Source organism: Maribellus maritimus, from assembly GCF_022267315.1.
Classification (GTDB): Bacteria; Bacteroidota; Bacteroidia; order Bacteroidales; family Prolixibacteraceae; genus Draconibacterium; species Draconibacterium maritimum.
In genome coordinates this window covers 20442-41310 of the sequence record NZ_JAIKLE010000046.1, presented here as the reverse complement: position 1 = coordinate 41310, position 20869 = coordinate 20442, and the positions used below count along the sequence as shown (strand labels likewise).

General features: G+C 38.4%; 14 protein-coding genes. 10 read left to right on the top strand and 4 right to left on the bottom strand.

The genetic code is table 11. The annotated features are described in order from the left end of the window. Positions 1-195 precede the first annotated feature (195 nt). The 3 genes from K5G00_RS25580 to K5G00_RS25570 all read left to right on the top strand — a co-directional run bounded on the left by K5G00_RS25580 (position 196) and on the right by K5G00_RS25570 (position 5822). Entirely contained in the window at positions 196-1884 is a 1689-nt protein-coding gene (locus tag K5G00_RS25580; protein WP_238769352.1) for a dipeptidase, read from the top strand. A gap of 157 nt (positions 1885-2041) precedes the next feature. Further along, positions 2042-2389 carry a 50S ribosomal protein L19 gene (gene rplS / locus K5G00_RS25575; RefSeq protein WP_238769351.1) on the top strand — a complete coding sequence of 116 codons (348 nt, stop codon included), beginning with the start codon at positions 2042-2044 and terminating at the stop codon, positions 2387-2389. 154 nt (positions 2390-2543) lie between these two features. Then, positions 2544-5822, top strand: coding sequence for a S41 family peptidase (locus K5G00_RS25570; protein WP_238769350.1), 3279 nt, complete (start codon positions 2544-2546; stop codon positions 5820-5822). 59 nt (positions 5823-5881) lie between these two features. Here K5G00_RS25570 and K5G00_RS25565 read toward each other — a convergent pair whose 3' ends face one another. From K5G00_RS25565 to K5G00_RS25555, 3 genes are all read right to left on the bottom strand, one after another. Next, positions 5882-7450, bottom strand: a complete 1569-nt coding sequence (locus tag K5G00_RS25565; protein WP_238769349.1) for a sensor histidine kinase — start codon at positions 7448-7450, stop codon at positions 5882-5884. Positions 7451-7481: 31 nt separating this feature from the next. After that, positions 7482-8306: a transporter gene (locus K5G00_RS25560; protein WP_238769348.1), complete on the bottom strand. Its 825-nt coding sequence runs from the start codon at positions 8304-8306 to the stop codon at positions 7482-7484. Between the two features lie 638 nt (positions 8307-8944). Next, positions 8945-9895, bottom strand: coding sequence for a CPBP family intramembrane glutamic endopeptidase (locus K5G00_RS25555; protein WP_238769347.1), 951 nt, complete (start codon positions 9893-9895; stop codon positions 8945-8947). Between the two features lie 153 nt (positions 9896-10048). Here K5G00_RS25555 and ilvA point away from each other — a divergent pair, with 153 nt between their 5' ends. The 6 genes from ilvA (at position 10049) to creD (ending at position 16539) form a co-directional block, all read left to right on the top strand. After that, entirely contained in the window at positions 10049-11311 is a 1263-nt protein-coding gene (ilvA, locus tag K5G00_RS25550) for a threonine ammonia-lyase (RefSeq protein WP_238769346.1), read from the top strand. Between the two features lie 14 nt (positions 11312-11325). Beyond that, positions 11326-12459, top strand: coding sequence for an aminotransferase class I/II-fold pyridoxal phosphate-dependent enzyme (locus K5G00_RS25545; protein ID WP_238769345.1), 1134 nt, complete (start codon positions 11326-11328; stop codon positions 12457-12459). A 35-nt stretch (positions 12460-12494) separates the two neighbouring features. After that, positions 12495-14054 carry a PKD domain-containing protein gene (locus K5G00_RS25540; protein WP_238769344.1) on the top strand — a complete coding sequence of 520 codons (1560 nt, stop codon included), beginning with the start codon at positions 12495-12497 and terminating at the stop codon, positions 14052-14054. 182 nt (positions 14055-14236) lie between these two features. After that, on the top strand, positions 14237-14854 hold the full coding sequence (locus K5G00_RS25535) for a hypothetical protein (protein WP_238769343.1): 618 nt from the start codon (positions 14237-14239) through the stop codon (positions 14852-14854). A 4-nt stretch (positions 14855-14858) separates the two neighbouring features. Further along, a complete protein-coding gene (locus tag K5G00_RS25530) occupies positions 14859-15155 on the top strand; it encodes a winged helix-turn-helix domain-containing protein (protein ID WP_217447615.1) in 297 nt (98 codons plus the stop codon). 61 nt (positions 15156-15216) lie between these two features. Further along, complete coding sequence (gene creD / locus K5G00_RS25525) at positions 15217-16539, top strand: cell envelope integrity protein CreD (RefSeq protein ID WP_238769342.1); 1323 nt, start codon at positions 15217-15219, stop codon at positions 16537-16539. An 80-nt stretch (positions 16540-16619) separates the two neighbouring features. On the opposite strand, the gene K5G00_RS25520 is transcribed toward creD, so the two are convergent. Next, positions 16620-19085: a TonB-dependent receptor domain-containing protein gene (locus K5G00_RS25520; RefSeq protein WP_238769341.1), complete on the bottom strand. Its 2466-nt coding sequence runs from the start codon at positions 19083-19085 to the stop codon at positions 16620-16622. A 187-nt stretch (positions 19086-19272) separates the two neighbouring features. Between K5G00_RS25520 and K5G00_RS25515 the strand changes: the two genes are divergently transcribed. Then, positions 19273-20865: an arylsulfatase gene (locus K5G00_RS25515; RefSeq protein ID WP_238769340.1), complete on the top strand. Its 1593-nt coding sequence runs from the start codon at positions 19273-19275 to the stop codon at positions 20863-20865. The last annotated feature ends 4 nt before the right edge of the window (positions 20866-20869 follow it).

The window sequence follows — 20869 nt, the reverse complement described above, 5'->3', positions numbered from 1 at the left end:
AGAGAGAGAGAGAGAGAGAGAGAGAGAGAGAGAGAGAGAGAGAGAGAGGAAAAGAAGGAAAAAAAGGAAGTATGTTATATAACAAATAAAAACAGGGTTACCTATCTGATATCTCACGTGCTAACATAAATCATAAACCCGCAACCGGAATTCATTATATTTGTTCCCACCGAAAAATAATAACAACATAATATCATGAAAAAAATTTCACTAGCAGGATTAATTTTATTTGTTTTCATCCTGGCAAATTACCGGATTTCAAATGGCTGCACTAATTTTTTAATCACAAAAGGAGCCTCGGTAACGGGTTCAACAATGATAACTTACGCCGCTGATTCACACACTTTGTACGGCGAATTGTATTTCCAACCGGCACAGGACCACCCGGCAGGCGCAATGCGCGACATTTATGAATGGGATACCGGAAAATTCCTGGGACAAATACCACAGCCCGCACACACCTACAGTGTTATCGGAAACATGAATGAATTCCAGTTGGCTATCGGCGAAACCACCTTTGGCGGACGAAGTGAATTAAGTAGTCAGACCGGAGCAATTATGGACTACGGAAGTTTGATTTATGTAACATTGCAACGTGCCAAAACGGCGCGCGAAGCCATTGAAGTGATGACAAATCTTGTGGATGAATTTGGATACTACAGTTCAGGTGAATCATTTTCGATTGCAGATCCGGAAGAAGTTTGGATTTTGGAATTAATCGGGAAAGGAGAAGGTGAAAAAGGTGCTGTGTGGGTGGCGGTGAAAGTTCCCGAAGGATACATAAGCGGACATGCCAACCAGGCACGTATTACAACTTTTCCGTTGAACGACAAAGAAAACTGTGTATATTCTGATGATGTTATCTCCTTTGCACGTGAAAAAGGATGGTATAACGGAACCAACAAAGATTTTAGCTTTTCAGATGTGTACGCTCCGGTTGATTTTGGGGCGGCACGTTTTTGTGAAGCAAGAGTTTGGGCAGGATTTAACAAAGTTGCCAACGGTATGGAAGAATATGCCGACTATGCCAAAGGAATTATCGAACACAAGGATAATAACTTTGCGGCCAACCGAATGCCGTTATGGATAAAACCAGATAATAAACTTACTGTTCAGGATGTGATGGAAATGATGCGTGACCATTTTGAAGGAACCGAACTGGATATGACACAAGACATTGGCGCCGGCCCTTATCAACTTCCTTATCGTTGGAGAGGTTTAACATGGGAAGTTGACTCAACCGAATATTGTAACGAAAGAGCAATATCAACCCAACAAACCGGTTTTTCGTTTGTAGCTGAATGCAGAAGCTGGCTCCCCGACCCTATCGGTGGAATACTCTGGTTTGGTGTTGATGATACTTACAGCACGTGTTACGTTCCAATGTATTGTGGAATTACAGAAATTCCTGAATGTTTTGCAGTCGGCAACGGTGACATGCTTACTTACAGCGAATCCTCTGCGTTTTGGGCATTTAACTGGGTTACAAACTTTGCTTATTTACGTTACGATGATATGATTAAAGACATTCAAAAGGTTCAAACCAAACTTGAAAATAAATTTGTGTCTTTTGTCCCAGCAGTTGATAAAGCTGCAACTGATTTGTTCAATACTGGTGGCGAAGATCAGGCGCGAAAATTTATCACCGAATATTCAGTAAACGAAGCAAACAATATGACACAACGTTGGAAAGAATTAGGACAATACTTGCTTATAAAATACATGGATGGCAATATTAAGCGAGAGAAGGACGGAAAATTCGAACGTACTGAAACAGGTCTTCCTCCCGGCCCATTGCATCCCGGGTATCCGGAATGGTGGTACAAAGCCATTGTAAATGCCACCGGCGAACATTTTAAGGTTATTGGAGGCGCCGGGCATTAATTCCGATTTATTCTGTAAATCAATAAACTAATTTATATATTGATGTTCAAAACTGTTTGGAGAACAGATTTTTTTATTATTTTTGCGCCGGCTTTAAGCAATCTCTTTTCTGTCAGCGGACGGAATACATTGCCAACATTAATAAAATTTATCAGAAATGGATTTAATTAAAGTAATTGAAAACGAATTTGCTGTTGAAAACGAAATACCAAAATTTGGTGCAGGTGATACAGTAACAGTGAGTTACAAAATTAGAGAGGGAAACAAAGAAAGGATTCAGAATTTCCGTGGTGTTGTTATCCAATTACGTGGATCTGGTTCCACCAAAACCTTCACCGTTCGAAAAATGTCAGGGAACATTGGCGTTGAACGTATTTTCCCGGTTTACTCTCCTTTTATTGACAGTATTGAAGTAAACAAACACGGTAGTGTACGTAGAAAAAGAATATTTTATCTGCGTGAACGTACAGGTAAAAAAGCCCGTATCAAAGAAAAAAGATTCTAAAAAAGAAGTTTTATATATAAAGGTCTCTGCAAAGAGGCCTTTTTTTGTGCCCTTTGGCGGACACCTCCGAACCTTTTTGTAATAAATTCCTTATTATTTTTACTTATTATTATTGTAAATTGCATCAATACATTATTTCTAAAATTGACATCTCATGAAGCGTTTATACATTCTTGTTTTTATCTGCACAACTTTGGTTTTAAATGGATTTACACAAGGTACGCAATTGTTGCGGCAACCAACAATATCGGAGAACAGTATTGTTTTTGTTTATGCCAATGATATTTGGAAAGCACCAATCAACGGAGGTGACGCAATTCGTTTAACAACAAATGAAGGAGAAGAATCTTTTCCTCATTTTTCGCCTGATGAAAAATGGATTGCTTTTACTGGGGAATACGGCGGGAATACCGATGTTTATGTTATTCCGGCCGAAGGTGGTTCTCCCCAACGATTGACGTGGCATCCCGGTGGCGACTATGTGCAGGGATGGACTCCTGAAGGAGAAGTAGTTTTTCGCTCATCAAGAGAAAGCCATCCTACTCAAACCAACAAACTGTATAAAGTTCCGTTAACAGGGGGACTACCTGTTGCACTCGAAATTCCGAGAGCTGCTTATGGAGAGATCTCACCGGATGGAAGATATATCGCCTATGTTCCTATAACATTTTGGGACCCGGAATGGAGAAACTACCGTGGCGGACAAGCTATGCCCATTTGGATTGTAAACAGAGAGACAAAAGAACTGATACGCACACCGCAGCCTACCAAAGAAAGACATCTCGACCCTGTTTGGTTTGACGATGAAGTATTTTATCTCTCTGAAAGAGATTATGCCAGCAATATTTGGTCTTTTAATCCCGAAACAAAAGAGGAAAAACAATACACATTCCATCAACAGTTTGATGTAAAAAGCCTGGATGCCGGGAAAAACCAGATTGTTTACGAACAGGGTGGTTATCTGCATCTTCTGAATTCAAAAACAGGTGAAACCAGAAAACTGGAAATTCACGTCAGCGGCGACATGAATTTTGCGCGTGAGCGATGGGAAAATGTAAGTGGAAACAGTCTTGGTAATCCCAACATTTCGCCGAACGGCAAACGCGCCATTTTTGAATACCGCGGTGAAATATTTACCGTTCCAAAAGAAAACGGCTCCTGGCGAAATATAACCAACACCCCCGGTGTAGCTGATCGTTACCCGGTATGGTCACCCAAAGGAGATAAAATTGCCTGGTTCTCGGATGAAAGCGGGGAATATCAGTTGGTGGTTTCCGATCAGTTTGGGCAAAATCAAAAAAGTTACGAATTAAAAAACCCAACGTTCTTTTTCAGGCCTGATTGGTCGCCCGATGGGAAAAAAATTGCTTACACCGACACCGATTACAATATTTGGTTTATCGATTTGGAAACGGAATACATTACACTTGTGGCAACAGATGTATTTGCGCACCCCAATCGCGAAATGAACCCGGTTTGGTCGCCCGACAGCAAATGGATTGCCTACTCAAGCCAGTTAAACAGCAGCTTTAAAGCAATTTTTGTATATAATACGGAAAACCCGCAAACCCTTCAACTTACCGATGGAATGGCTGACGTTGTTTCTCCTGCCTGGGATCAGAGTGGAAAATACATGTACATTCTGGCAAGCACAAACTACGGATTAAATACCGGATGGCTCGACATGAGTTCTTACGACCCGCAGGTTACACGTTCACTTTATTGTATTGTTCTTTCCAAAGACGGAAAATCGCCTCTACTTCCCAAAAGCGATGATGAAGAGACAAAAAAAGAAACGGAGAAGAAGGCAGATGTTGCAGAAAAAGGAAAGAAAAAAAATGAAGAATCAGCTGAAGAGGAGAAAGATTCCAAAGATGTGGTAATTGATACTGACGGCATAGAAAACAGAACTATCGCCCTTAATATGCCGGAACGTAACTACCCCGGATTACTTGCGGGACCTGAAAATACCGTTTTGGTTGCAGAGTCAGTTCCGAACCAGAGAGGACTTACAATCCAAAAATTTGATTTAAAAGAGCAAAAAGCAGAAGAATTTTTAAGCGGGATTCAAAATATTGTTAGTTCTTCTGACGGGAAGAATATTTTATACAACAAGGGGGGCTCGTGGTTTATTGCCGGCAGTGCATCTGCGCAAAAAAATGGCGATGGCAAGCTAAATACTTCACTAAAAATAAAAATCGATCCGCAACAGGAATATCATCAAATCTTTAAAGAAGCCTGGCGTTACATGCGCGATTTTCTTTATGTTGACAATGTACACGGTGCTCCCTGGGATAAAATCTACGAATGGTATTCGCCGTGGATTAACGATGTGCGGCATCGAACTGATTTGAACTATGTTGTTGATATTTTAAGCGGAGAAGTTTCTATTGGTCACTCCTACGTAAGCGGAGGAGATATGCCCGATATCAATGAGGTTCCTGTAGGCTTGCTGGGCTGCGATTTTACCGAAGAAAACGGATACTATAAAATTTCAAAAATATATACCGGTGAAAACTGGAATCCAAATACCAAAGCTCCTTTAACTATGCCCGGAATGGAAGTACATGAAGGTGATTATTTACTCGCTGTTAATGGAAAAGAACTAAAAGCACCTGTAAATCCTTACAGTTTATTTGAGCAAACCGCCGGCAGAACTACTACAATAACAGTAAATTCATCTCCTTCTCCGGAGAATGCAAAAAAAATTACCGTAGAGCCTGTCTCAAATGAAAGACAGTTAAGGACCATGCATTGGGTAGAAAGTAACCGAAAAAAAGTAGATGAACTTTCAGGTGGAAAGTTGGCCTATGTTTACCTTCCCAACACCGGACAAGGTGGGTTTACTTTTTTTAACCGTTACTATTTTGCACAACAGGATAAAAAAGGTGTGGTACTCGACGAACGAAACAACGGAGGCGGTTCTGCAGCAGATTATATGATCGATGTTCTGGATCGTACATTGCTGGGATATTTCAACAGCAAAGCAAATAATCATCGTCCGTGGACTACACCAATGGCCGGAATTTGGGGGCCAAAGATTATGCTGATAAACGAACGTGCCGGTTCCGGCGGCGATCTGCTTCCGTACATGTTTAAATTTAAAAACCTTGGGCCGCTGGTTGGCACCAGAACATGGGGCGGGCTGGTTGGCACCTGGGATACGCCTCGTTTTATCGATGGTGGACGGATGGTTGCTCCACGTGGCGGTTTTTTTGATGTAGACGGGAACTGGGCTGTTGAAGGAGAAGGAGTTGAACCCGATATTGAGGTTATTCAGGAACCCAAACTGGTGCTGCAAGGTAAAGATCCGCAGTTGGAAAAAGCGGTTCAAGTTGCGCTCGATTTGCTGAAGGATAACGAATTTCAACTGAAACCGGAACCTCCAGCGCCGGTTCGATGGAAACGACCACAAGGATTTGAATCAAAATAAAACAATTCTGTACCTTTCTATTTGGAAAGTATCATTTCTGAAATCGCAGTTTAAATGTTTTAAGATTGTAAAACGGGTTTTGCTGCCGGAAGCAATAACCTGAACTCTGTCCCTTTCTCCGGTTCACTTATAATCGAAAGACTACCTTTGTTTTTTTCCGTAAAATCTTTTATCAGAATTAAGCCAAGACCAGTGCCTTGTTCTCGCCGCGTACCGGGAGTGGATGTCACTTTTTTCGACCGGAATAGATTTTCAATAATTTCACTTTTCATACCGATGCCTGTATCTTTTATCCTTAACTCTGCTATGTCTCTGCTTTTAATTGCTGAAATAACTATTAATCCCTTGTCAGGTGTAAATTTAACCGCGTTATTCAAAATGTTGTTAATAGCTACTGTAATTGTAAATTCATCAGCATAAATGTTTACCTCTTCCGAAATATTATTCAGAATCGTAATCTGCTTTTGTTTGGCAACTCCAGAATAAGAATTAACACTGTTGTTTATTATTGAGATCAAAGACAGGTTCTCCGGATATAATTCTATTTTCCCGCTTTGCGAACGTGACCAGGTCAACAAATTTTCGAGTAAATCGTATATAACTTTTGACGATTTATTTAACTCCCGGATAATCCTCTGTCGTTTTTCCTCATCAAAATCTTTATAATTCTCGACCAATAAATCAGTAAACCCAAGAATGACATTAAAAGGATTTTTTAGATCGTGGGCAATAATGGAAAAATATTTATCCTTGGTTTGATTTGATTCTTCCAGTTCCTCATTAAGTTTATCAATTGCCTCAATTCTGGCTTTTAACTCCCTGACCATATCATTAAACGAATTGGCCAGTAGTTGCAACTCTCCCTTTGTATCCAGGGTAACTTCAACTTCCAGATTACCCTGTCCAATCTCCCGCGTTCCTGAAATAAGCTTATACAATGGTTTTGAAATTGATTTTGAGATATAAAACCCAATAGCTAACGATAAAAGAATACTTAATGTAGTTAGATAAATTCCCAATTTTATGGTTTTATCTACTTTCAAATTAAGCTGATTAATTGCCCAGACAACCTCCTCTTCCGCATCCACAACAAGTATTGATATTAGATCCTGCATTCTTCTGGAAACCGGTTCTATATTGTGTTCAAAAATATCTTCAGCAGCGTCTGTCTCGTTTTTTCCCAACATATCCAAAATTTCATTTACTCCCGCAACAAAGTCAAAAGTTAATACATTGAGGGAATCAATAATTGCAAGTTCTTCCTGTTCACCAGCCAATTCATCTTCTTCTTCAGAAAGGAGATAACCTGTATTTGTAGCATTATGTAAGATCTTTAACGACGACTGTAAATCAGAGATATGTATTTTGACCTCTTCCTTGGCGTAGGCTATTTCATGAGGTCTTTCGTCACTTTCTATTTCCAAAAACAATTCTCTTAAATTCGATTTTATCCGTTGGATAATATAAGCCACTTTATTGGATTGGGTTAACTCAATCCGCTTTGAACTTTCCAGATCATCAACCCGATTAATGATCTCAATGTTATTCATCAAAGCACTAACATCAACAACTATCATAATAATAATTACCGAAATAAAGCCCAATATTATTCTTTCCCAAATCTTCATATCTAAAGCTTAATATTCATTAAAAATCAGTTCAGTCACCTTCTTTCATCAGGTTGAATTCAAACGTTAGTATCGCCAGTACTAAATATTTATCCGATTCTTTATTTAATCCGATGGAAGTACCTAATCCTGTTTCCCATGCTCCAGGCAAATTTAAAATAATTCCGGGTGTAAGATAGAGTTGATTCTCATTTCCGTTTTCCCACAAATTGATAATACTGGTTAATTCAATGTCAAAAATTACTTTTTTCACCGGCACAAACAAACCTCCGCTTAAAAACAATTCGTTTCCTTCCTCTTCATCATTTTCTGTTTTGTTTTGAGAAAAACTGAAGCCAGCCTGCGTAAAAAACTGAATGTTGTTTAGGGAGGGAAAATCAACTGCAAACAACGAGTAAGGCATATACTCATAGCGTCCTTCACCAATTCCCCTCTCCTCTCTGCTCAACGGTATTTCCAGCTCAAAACCAAGCGCTGCGTGAAAGTTAGTTTCACCAATATTCATAAAGCTATACTGCGTATCAAATTCGATATCACCAATCCCGCTAACAGACATATTATTTCCGCCAAAATTATTTTGAAAAGAGTTCCAGCTAAATCCAAGCTGCCAATTGTCAGTTATACCATATTCCGCAAGGACGGGAAAGCTAATATGATTCAAATCCCTCGTTCTCCCGTATTCAGGATTTAGAGTAAGCTGAATCTCACCTTTTTCCTGCGGATATACCAATTCCGTTTGAAAAACATCCTGCAACGGCTGGTAATAAGTTTTAGCTGTGTTATCCTGAGCATTTACACCATTTGAATAAAACAACAAAACGTTAAGCAAAGTAAAAAGATATAAATGCAGTCTCATTATAGATTTGTATATCATGAATTGCCACTACGAAATATAGAAATAAATTAGTAATAAAAAGAATCTACCAACAGAATTAATTTTTGAAGATGAAGCCGGAGGCTCCTCCCCAAAAATTGCACAATCCTTCTTCTGTGGCAATCCAAATATTTGATTTGTTATCAATTTGCAAATCTCTAATTGAAGTAAAGTTTTGTTTAATGGGAACTATTTTGTCTTTGTAAGTAATACAAATTCTCCGAGGTCTTAACCACTAAGGGACTATTTTCAGATATTGGAACAGCCTTAAAATACCTGTTCCTAAATAGATTTTATATCAGAAGTTCAAATTTACCTTTTGTCAATTTGTAGATTGCCCCGTCGCCGGTAATTCCACAAGTATGCTCCTTATTTTAAACGGAAACAAAAAGGGTATAATTACAAGCAAAACTCTATCGGTTACACTAATGCTGGTTTTTCATAAAAAAATTAATCATTAATCCTTTAAATCCACTTAATTTAAAATTTGAAGCTTTTATTCGCGATAAATATAAGCCATAAACAAGAAGTTGTAAAAAAGACGATAAAATTATTCGTTGAATTTACATCTGATTTAAGCATCGTTTAGCAAGAATTTAGAACAGCCCCAATTTTTTTCACTAAGCCTCTTCCAAATCGCCCTCATTTCTCTGCTGAATACCTGAAAACAAAATTTGATAATTCCAGCCGCTTTTGTACGATACAACCAAAATAAAAACAATTGATACAACAAGCAATCCCCAAAACTCACCCGACGGATCAACTTCTTTTTGAATAAACATCGCCGGAGTTTGTAATACGGAAGATTTGCTGGTTACAAAAATAGAAGAAAAAATATTGTTTACAGAATGTACGCCAATGGCCAACTCAATTCCATCATCCAAAATTGAAATAACTCCAAATACAATTCCAAACAAAATATAACTGGGTATCATTGTCCAGAAACCAAACTCTTTAATTTCCGGATTCATTCCATGTAACAATGCAAAAAAGACAGATGGCACGAGTACCGCCAGCCATCGCTTTTTGGTCCACGAGCCAACACCCTGTGCCAGATAGCCCCGAAAAAAAAACTCTTCAGTACCAGCCTGAAATGGAATCAACAACAAAGAAATAATAACCAGCGGAACAAATTTTGAAAGCTGAAAATTCAATTCATAATTCTCACGATCAAATAAGAGACTTGCAACCAAAAGAATAACCGCAAATACTCCCCACACCAAAAAACCTTTCCAAAACCTTCTCCATCTAAAAGCGCCTCCGCCATTAATCACTTCTATAAAACTTCGTTTGTGAAAAGCTTTAATTAAAAGAACAGATATAAAAAGCATTACCAGAAACGGGAATACCATCAATACCAATCCCAGATTCGGGTCAATTCCGTAGGCCGAAAAATCCATCGGATTATCAGGAGTCACTATATTCCCACCATTTCGTGCTGCTCCGATTCCCATTGCAACAACCAGTGGAATGGCTCCGATAATTTGCCCGCCTAAAAAACCAATAAGCAAAACCAGCAAATATTTCCACCACTGATTTTCCTGTTTTAATGCGCTTTCAAGATGTTTCATTTTAATAAGTATTGTCTGAGAATATTCTGCCTGAAAATAAATAAAATCTCTAGCATCTCATTTTTAATCATCCAATTTTATCATAATTTTAAGTCAGTATAAATAGAGTTCTCTACTCTCATTTAATCGCTATCTTTGCTGAAAATATTTGAAATGAACAGCGCAAAATCATATTTTCCACAACTAAAAGACATCACTAAAGCGAAGATCAATCTAAATGACGTCATATTAAAAACTCCGCTTCAAAAGAATTTGAATCTGTCAGAAGAATTCAATGCGAACATCCTGCTCAAGCGTGAAGACTTACAGATTGTTCGCTCTTATAAATTAAGAGGAGCCTTTAACAAAATCGTTCAGCTTTCAAAAGAAGAATTCAAAAAAGGAGTTGTTTGTGCGAGCGCGGGAAACCATGCACAGGGAGTAGCTTATTCGTGCCGAAAGCTTGGAATCAAAGGTAAAATTTACATGCCGGCCACCACTCCTAAACAAAAAATAAGACAAGTTGAAATGTTTGGGAAAGACAACGTGGAAGTTGTGCTGATTGGAGACACCTACGATGCTGCTCACAATGCTGCAATGGAAGACTGTAAAAAAACAGGGATGGCTTTTATTCACCCCTTCGATGATCCTCAGATTATTGAGGGGCAGGCGACGGTTGGACTGGAAATTTTACAGGATTCAGTTGAGCAGATTGATTATATTTTTATTCCTGTTGGTGGTGGCGGATTGGCTGCCGGAATTGGCGCATATTTTAAACAAACCAACCCGCAAACAAAAATTATTGGGGTTGAACCCGCTGGTGCACCATCAATGAAACATTCTTTTGATACAGGAAAAGTTACCGAGCTGGAAAACATCGATAAATTTGTTGACGGAGCTGCAGTTCAGCGCGTTGGAGAATATACATTTGAAATTTGCCAAAAAGTAATCGACGATCTGGTAGCTGTTCCCGAAGGACGGATTTGCACGAAAATTCTGGAACTGTACAACCGCGATGCCATTGTTGTTGAACCTGCAGGGGCGCTTTCCATTGCTGCGCTTGATTTTTACCGAGAAGAAATAAAAGGAAAAAATGTAGTTTGTATTGTCAGTGGCAGCAACAATGATATTACCCGAACGGAAGAAATAAAAGAGCGCTCGCTGCTTTACGAAGGATTAAAACATTATTTTATTGTCCGTTTTCCACAGCGTGCAGGTGCATTGCGAACTTTTGTTGATGTAGTTTTGGGACCTACCGACGATGTTACCCATTTTGAATATTCAAAAAAGACCAACCGTGAAAAAGGACCTGCAGTTATCGGAGTTGAAGTACAGAAAAAAGAAGACTATTTGGGCCTGATTCAACGTATGGAAAAGAATGGCTTTATTTATGAATATTTAAATGAAAAGCAGGATTTATTTCAGTTTCTGATTTAAAAACAGTTAATATCATGAAAATCAACCCATTCGAACTCGAACGTTATTTTGCAAAGTATGAATTCACTTCAAAATATTTATTAAGCAGTTCCGATTGCGAATCATTGTCATTGCATGAACTGATGCAGATGGCTGATGCAGAAACCCATTATTTGTGGGAAAATTTAAAACTAGGTTACACCGAATCAAGCGGTCACCCAAAGTTAAAGGCTGAGATCGTAAAATTATATCACAGCATTTCAGCCGATGAAATAAACGTAATGGTCCCTGAAGAAGGTATTTTTGTAGCGATGAATTGTATGCTGGAAAGAGGAGATCATGTTATCTCTACCTTCCCCGGTTACCAATCGTTGTTTGAAATAGCAAATTCAATGGGCTGTGAGGTTTCAAAATGGGCACCCCAATACCAAAAAGGTTGGCAGTTCAATATCGCTGAGCTGGAGTCGCTGATTCAGAAAAACACAAAGTTAATTGTCATCAATTTTCCGCATAATCCAACCGGCGCAACCATTTCAAAAGAAAATTTGCTCGAAATCATAAGTCTTTGCAAACAAAGTAACATCCTTCTTTTTTCCGACGAAATGTACCGTTTTCTGGAATACACGCCCAAAGACCAGCTGCCTTCCGCTTCTGATTTATACGAAAATGCAATTTCGCTTTTCGGACTATCAAAAAGTTTTGCTCTGCCTGGATTACGAATCGGATGGCTTACATCAAAAAACAAAAGACTGATGCAGGAAATTGCATCGTTTAAAGATTATACCACCATTTGCAACAATGCCCCTAGTGAAATTCTCTCCATCATTGCTTTACGAAATAAAGACAAAATTTTCAAAAGAAATCTCAAAATTATTTTAGAAAATCTGGAGACATTAAATCTATTTTTTAGAAAACATAAAACCATGTTTGAATGGTGTCCTCCCAAAGCAGGGCCAATCGCTTTTCCCGGATTAAAAACCGAGTTAAGCGTTCAACAGTTTTGTATCGATTTGGTAGAACAAAAAAGTGTAATGCTTCTCCCCTCCTCTGTTTACAAGTTTGCCGGAAACTATTTCAGAATTGGATTTGCACGAAAAAATATGAAAGAAGCACTCGTAAACCTGGAAAATTATATTCTTGAGAAACAAAAAATTACAGGATTAAATTAAAATATTTTCTACATTCGTTTTTTTGAAATACACAGATGAAAAAATTTATTGAAAACAACAAAATACTTATTTCAATTTCCTTTTTTGCATTTGTATATTTTAATGCTTTTTCACAACCTTTCCGATATACAGAAACCATATTTGAAGAAGTTGATACACTAAAAAACGTGGAATACGCAAACGGCGAATGGCTAAATAATCCAATATCTTTTCTTTCTGCATATAACATCCATGATGGCGAAAATACAACAGAAACCCGACCATTGTATATAGACATTTTTATGCCCAAAACCGACACAATTACCAAACGCCCGGCAATTATATTTTCACATAGCGGAGCATTTTTAATCGGCTCGAGACACAACGAAGATATGGTTGCAATGTGCGATTCATTCGCCCGTAAAGGATTTGTTACAACAACGATCGATTACCGGCTTGGGATGGGGGCAGTAGTTTCAAGAGTGTTAGGTATAATCGTAAGGTTAAGTGTTAACGAAGAAAATGCATACAGAGCTGCTTACCGATGTATACAAGATAGCAGGGCAGCTATCCGTTTTTTGAAACACAATGCAGATGAATTTGGAATTGATTCTTCAAAAATCTTTTTGGTTGGGAGTAGTGCCGGTGGCATTCAAACTTTATCCACGTTATATATCAATAAAGAGAGTGAAATACCTGAAGGTGTATTTGCCTCCCCCTCGCTTGGAGGATTAGACATGGTTGGCATTGAAGGGAGTAATTCAATGCCTGCAGCGGCAGTTTCATTATGGGGAGCTGTGTTGGATACCGAAGCGATTGAAGACAATAATACGCCGCTGCTTTTAATTCATGGCGAAGACGATGAAATTGTTCCGTTCCGAAAAGGAATTCCGCTGGAAGGAAATATCCCCGAAAATCCAATTGCCAGTTTCAATATGCCCGAAACATATGGAAGTTTTTGCATAGATACTGCCTTGAACAATCGCGGAGTTATACCTGAAACTTATTTCGTGGAAAACAAAAATCACGAATTTTACGGCGTCGATACCGGCGAGTTTCCACCGGAAGGACCGAATGAATACTGGGATACCATCCAACACAAAATAACAGATTTTTTGTTCGACCAGATTTGCCCGGCTGTTGACTTTGATTATGAGATAAATGGAAGAACTCTTATTGCCAGCAATAAATCAACTTCTGACCATTCAGTTTTTTGGGATTTTGGTGACGGGAATACAAGTACGGAGATACAAACAGAACATAGTTACGAAATGGACGGCGAATATACTGTGAGCCTGACTGTTTGCAACGAAAACCTGGCCTGTGACACAACCAGTAAAACGATTAATATTATCACCGTCCACAATTCTCCTGATTTAAAAATAAGTGATGTAAGAATCTATCCAACTCCAGCCTCAAATAAAATTAATGTTACGGGAGTTCCTGTTCCTTTTGACATAAACATCTATAATTTGACCGGCCAACTTCAATTGAGCAAAACAAATATTTCCACAGGGCAGGTAGACATTACCTCGTTAACACCGGGAATTTATATCACAGAGATAAAAAATAAGAACACTTCAACCGTGTGTAAATTTACCAAACAACGACCATAAAAAATTATAAACAAATTTATTTGGTTTATATGGATTCTTGTACGCTTTAAAAAGTGCGTAAAAGGCTATTTTGCCTTTATTACACTTAAATTTCAAGATTCTTTTTGAATATGCAATCTTCAAAAAATAAATTTTGAAATTTTATATAAAATCACTTACTTTGAATTTCAAAGTACTTTAAAATGAAAACTACAGAAAATTATCTGGCTGAAATAAAAGAAATCAGAAAAATGATGGAAGAATCAAGTCGTTTTCTTTCATTAAGCGGCTTATCGGGAATTCTGATTGGTATTTATGCATTGCTTGGTGCTTTTGCCGCATATCAATTGATTTATACCTCCCGAAATTTTGATATATACAGCAGTAATCTTATACCGAAGTTAATTTTTATTGCTTTAACTGTATTGGCTATTTCTTTGGTTACCGTTGTTTTACTCACATACAAAAGGGCAAAAAAATCAGGTAAAAAAATATGGAACCCCGGTTCGCGGCTCATGTTGTTAAACCTTGCAATACCCCTGATTAGCGGAGGTATTCTGATTTTTATATTTGTATTTCGGGGAATTTATGAAATCATTTCACCAGCTTGTCTTATTTTTTACGGCCTGGCCTTGGTTAACGCTGCCAAATTCACACGTCAGGAAATATTTTATATTGGTTTAATCCAGGTCTTTCTGGGGATTCTTGCAGCGCTCTTCCCTAGGTTTGCACTGTTACTATGGGCACTTGGGTTTGGAATTATTCATGTAATTTATGGGGCAGTTATGTATTTCAGATACGAACATCAAACAAAAGCCTAAAGTTGTGAAAAACAGTTTTCAAAATTTAAATAAAGCCTTTGATAACAAGATCCGGCTTGGCATAATGTCGGTCCTTTCGGTAAATTCGCGTGCATCGTTTAATCATTTAAAAGAAGTACTTGAGGTTACCGATGGTAATCTTGCCAGTCATCTTAAGTCGCTTGAAAACACAGGATATATCACGGTTAACAAAACATTCAAAAACAGAAAGCCTAACACTACCTACAAAATAACAACTACAGGAAGTAATGCATTTGCACAACATTTACAGGCTTTGGAAGAAATACTAAAACAACTCTAATTTTTTTTAAATATGAACTTTGAAAAACAAAGTTCTTTGCAAACATTAAATAATAAAAAACATGGAAACAAAAGATTTTTTTCAGGACAAACAAAAGTCAATTAACTGGCAAATTACATTAAAGGTATTTATTATCGGAATAATTGCCATTGTTTTACTTGTACCAAAATTTATGATTCTGGGGCTTATACAGGAGCGCCAAACGACTGCCGAAATAACAAACAAAGAGGTAATGCAAAAGTGGTCGCTCGCTCAAACGGTGAGAGGTCCTGTTCTTTCCATTCCCTATATTGAAAGAAGTTTCGACAGCGAGGGAAAAGAAACGAGGGAAGAAATCCGCGAGTGTTATATTTTGCCCAAAACGTTAAATATAGGAGGCGAGATTTTCCCGGAGAAAAGAAAAAGAAGTATTTATGAAACGGTAGTGTACGAGTCGGGAATTGAAATTGGCGGCCATTTTGACGCCACAGATTTTGACCAGCTAAATATTCCAGCTAATGATGTTTTATGGAAAAAAGCAAAAATTCTGGTTGCCATTAGCGATTTAAGAGGCATTAGCGACAAAATTTCTTTTAACTGGAACGATTCCACTTTTTCTTTTCTGCCCGGAATGGAAAACCGTTTGATTGGAAACAATGGAATTTCGCTGCCACTTTCCCATTTTTCGTATGAAGATCTCCCCGGAGAATTTCAATTTACACTTCGCCTAAAAGGTTCTGAATCGCTCAATTTTGCTCCCCTGGGCGAAACAACCGAAGTGGCCTTATTGTCCAAATGGAATGATCCTGGATTTGAAGGCACTTTTCTTCCGGCTGAACACAACATTGACAACAACGGTTTTACGGCCCGCTGGAAAATTCTGAATTTTAACAGAAACTTTCCCCAGCAGTGGAAAAATGACGAGTACCGTGTTACCAACGCCGACTTTGGAGTTAAACTGGTTACAGTTGCCGACCATTATCAAAAGAGCTCACGCTCAGCAAAATATGCCATAATGGTTATTTTATTTGTGTTTCTCTCATTCTTTCTGAGTGAAATTATTGCCAAACAAAAAATACATCCGTTTCAGTATATTCTTGTGGGATTTGCTGTTTTGATTTTTTATCTTTTGTTACTATCCATTTCAGAACAACTCGGATTTAACCTGGCTTACCTGATTTCAGCAGTTGCAGTAATAATCATGGTATTATTTTATTCCAGAACCTTCCTAAAAACCTGGATGAATTCGCTGATACAAACCTTAATCCTGACTTTCTCTTTTGGATTCATTTTTGTTCTGATGCAATTGGAAACTTATGCACTTCTGGTTGGAAGCATCGGTTTGTTTGCAGTGCTTGGACTAACGATGTTTTTTACCAGGAAAATCAACTGGTATAATGAGTAATCACTTAAATTCCGGACCAGTAAGCCTTAAGTTGTTTAGAATTAAAATCCACCTTTGGGCTTCCTGGCTCTGTTTACAAGCTAAAACTCTTTTTCGCCAAACTCGCTGGAAGGAAGTTTTAGTTTACCATTTTTCCAGTTAAAGTTGTAACTCAGATTTAATACTACAAAATCAGTTTCGTAAATATAATTTGTTGTCGTATAAAAATCCTCACCCCATGTTGAAATACGCTGCCGGTGAGACTGTTCCATACCCAAATCGATATTTTGCCACTGAACAGTAGCTGTTAAACGATTATCAAGAAATGTTTTTTTGAGTGACATATTGGGAATCAGATAACGCGAATCCTCACCCTGCGCAGTCGGGCGTTTAGACAAATAATTTACGTTAGCCTGCAAACTCCACGTTGGCGCAAAACGAAACGTAGTATTTCCGTTTACTGAATGAACCCAACCGGAGTTGTCGATATCAATTGGTGCGGCTCCCAAAATTACCAGGCTCCCCTTATACGACTGATAATAGAGATTACCACCGACATAAAAATCCCACCATTTTGTAATATGTAAATCAGCCCCCAGTTCTCCCCCAACAGACCTCCCGTTTTCAATGTTGGTATAAACCCGGTTTAATATGGTATCGGCATAAACGCTGTTTACCCGCTGAACCGGATTTTTACTATCCTGTATATAAGCAGTAAAAAAAACAGAACTGCCCCCCTCAAACAACTTTGTTATACCAATTTCGCCCAAATAAATAAATTCAGGCTGCAAGTCAGGATCTCCCATCTCCAGCGTTTCAGAATGTTCGCGCTCAGGAATCGGATTTAACTGGTTATTGGTAGAACGTTGAATACGTCGGCTAACCCCGGCCTTTAACTGAAAATCAGGTGTAATTTTATACAGCAAATTTGCAGATGGAAAAAAATTTGAAAGCTCCAATATATGAACATTGGGGTCAAACGATAAGTCAACTGTTCTTTTTGAGTATTCATACCGTAATCCAACAATATATTCTACCTTTTCTGTATTTGATGAAAACTGTCCATAACCGGAATGAATCAAATTTTCCGAAAATGCAGTTCCGCGAAAGCGGTCCAAATCCGGTTGGCTACTATCTTCCGGAGTGACTATATAATCAAACACACCATCCTGAGAATCATTTCTATACTGGTAACCGGTTTCCAATTTTCCATTTCCAATTTCAACAGAGTAATCCAGCTTTGCCCGGTATCCTTCTATCGGTTTTTCATAAGGATTCTGGACATATTGAATATTTTCACCTCCCGGTCCGGTAAGATTCCGGTTGTGTGTGGTCCCGTGCAAATCGTCGTATTCGTATAAGAAAGAAGCAGTTACCGATGAATTATTTCCAAAAATATGTGTATAATCAAAATTTCCCAACGTAAACGTCCCTTGCTTTATTTGTTTATTTGCATTGTAATACTGAACCGCATAATTTTGAGTATTCTGATTAATAACCCTTTGCGAGTTACTGTAAAATAAATCGGCATCACGCTCCTGGTATCTTTTCCCCGCAAAAGCTCCCAGTGTAAAAATATTCCTGCTATTGGCTGAAAACTGAACATTTGCTCGCCCGGCATAATTGTATCGGTTAAAGCTTCGTTCTCCTTCCGATGGAAAATAATTTATGGTATTGTTTTCAACATTCTCAATCCAGACGTTTCCAACCCGGTAGCCATTTAAATCATTTCTGGTATAATTTCCTCCAATTGAAATATCCCACTTATTGTTTTGAAAATTATAGGTTATATCCCCTCCAAAGCGTTCTGATGTTCGCTTGTTTCCAAAATCAGTTGTGCTGGGTAAACCATAATTTGCATTTACAATTAAGCCCGAACCGTTGGTTGTTCCCTTTTTTGTGGTAATATTTATAATCCCGGCTTTGCCGTCCGGATCGTACTTTGCTGATGGAGAAGTTATCAATTCAATATTATCGACTGCATTTGCGGGCAACTGTCCCAAGGCTGTTTGCGCATCAGAAAGAACCGGCTTACCATCAATTAACACCAAAAACCCGGTTGAGCCTCTAACCGATATTTCTCCCTGACCGTTCACCGCAATCGATGGCATATTTTTTAAAACATCAACCGCTGAACCTCCCTTGGCTGATTCAAACTGCGCTGCCCGGTATGTTTGTTTGTCAACTCTGTTCATCGCATTAATACGATTCCCTGTCACATTTATTTCGTCAACCAACTGACGCGATGGAGCAAGTCTTATTGTACCCAACAATAAATTTTCGCCTACCTGCAGGTCGAATGAATCAATGACTGCACTTTCGTATCCTAAAAAATGAGCCTGGATATAATACCGACCGGAACTTAAATTTCCAATTTTAAAATTTCCGTCCTGACTGGTAATTCCCCCGTTGACAAGCGAAGAATCGCTAACATTATAAATTGCAACACTTGCATATTCCAGCGGCTGTTGGTCAATCTCATCAACGATCTTTCCCGATATAGTCGCATTTTGAGCAAAGGAATTCATCGCTAACAAACTAAACAGCAACAATAATAGTTGTCTCATTCTCTTTTATTTTAACCGGATTTATTTCCAGACATTATGCGTTTTTCCAAAAATCAATATTTATTATCGAATTTGTTGTTGAAACAATGTCAAAGTTTAAAATGTTCAACAATAATTCTTCAATTGGTTGCCGATTTCCTAGCTGAAAATAAATGATTTCGTATTTTTATAAGATAAATTATATCTGATGAAAAAAATCTGGATTTACGTTGTAATAATTGCCGTCGCTATTGCCGGCATTTTCTTTTTAGCTTCTTCCCTGAAAATAAAAACAAATAACAAAAAACTTTTGGATTCAAAACCAAATATTATCCTCATATTGGGTGACGATATCGGCTACTCTGACATTGGCCCGTTTGGTTCCGAAATAAAAACGCCAAACCTCGATCGACTGGCAAGTGAAGGAATCCGTTTTGCAAATTTTTACAACATGTCGAAATGTGAACCTTCGCGTTCTTCCTTGTTTTCCGGATTATATGAAGGAGGAAAAAACTCAGTAAACTTTGCTCAAATTCTAAAAAATGAAGGATATTATGTTATTCATTCGGGAAAAGAACACTGGATGAACTGGGCTCCCGACCACGTTTTTGCAAAAAATATTTTTGATCAATCCTTGACCTTCCGGGCTATGAGCGAGTTTTTTGTCCCGCCATCAGGAGATTTTGTGAATCCGTTTATTTTGAACGGAGACACCGTAACTTACGACCAGATTTATTATGAAAAGAAGCCATTTTTTAAAACAGATGTTTTAACGGATAACGCCCTTCGATGGTTAGAAAAACCGGTAAAAGAAGAAAAACCATTTTTTCTGTTTTTAGGGTACGGTGCCGCCCACTACCCGCTTCAAGCGAGACCAGAAGATATTTCAAAATACCGAGGCACGTACAAATCAGGTTGGGATAAAATAAGGCTCGAAAGATTTGAAAGGTTAAAAAAAGCTGGTTTGATTTCTGAAAATACCAGACTTAGTCCACCCAGTTCCAATATCAACAAGTTCAGAGGTCATCCGGCCGGAGATGAAGAACGAAGGGCTGAAATTCCTATGTACCGCCCATGGAACTCGTTGAACGAAGACGAAAAGGATAAACTGGATTTGGAGATGGCTGTTTTTGCAGCTATGGTTGACAGGATGGATCAAAATATCGGGCGTGTTTTAAGCTACCTCGATGAAAAAGGAATAGCTGAAAATACCATTGTTATTTATCTTTCCGACAATGGTTCCTGTCCATACGACAGCAATCGGGATTTTGATTACCCTCCCGGAGTTGCCGAAGGATTTCGTACGCTTTGCGCTGCCTGGGCAAATGCCGGAAATACTCCTTTTAAATATTTCAAACAATACGGGCATGAAGGCGGAGCACATACGCACTTTATTATGCGCTGGCCCAAAAATATTAAAGCTGGAACCATTACGCATCAAACCGGCCATATAGTGGATGTTGCGCCAACTTTACTTGAAGCAGCGGGCATTAGTTTCCCGAACAAAATAGGCGAAATAAGTCCGCAACCTTTTCACGGAACATCGCTTATCCCCATTCTTTCAGGAAAAGAAACAGCAGAACCGGATTTCTATATTTCCGGATGGACTGAGCGTTTTAAAATGTATCGTGAAAAAGATTGGAAAATTGTAAAATTAAATGGTAACGACTGGGAATTGTACAATATAAAACAAGATCCAACAGAAATTGATGATCTCGCGGATTCATTACCGGAAAAGGTAAACCAATTAAGGGATAATTACCAGGCCAGGGAGGCGGAGTTAAAAGCAAGTACCAAATAATAAT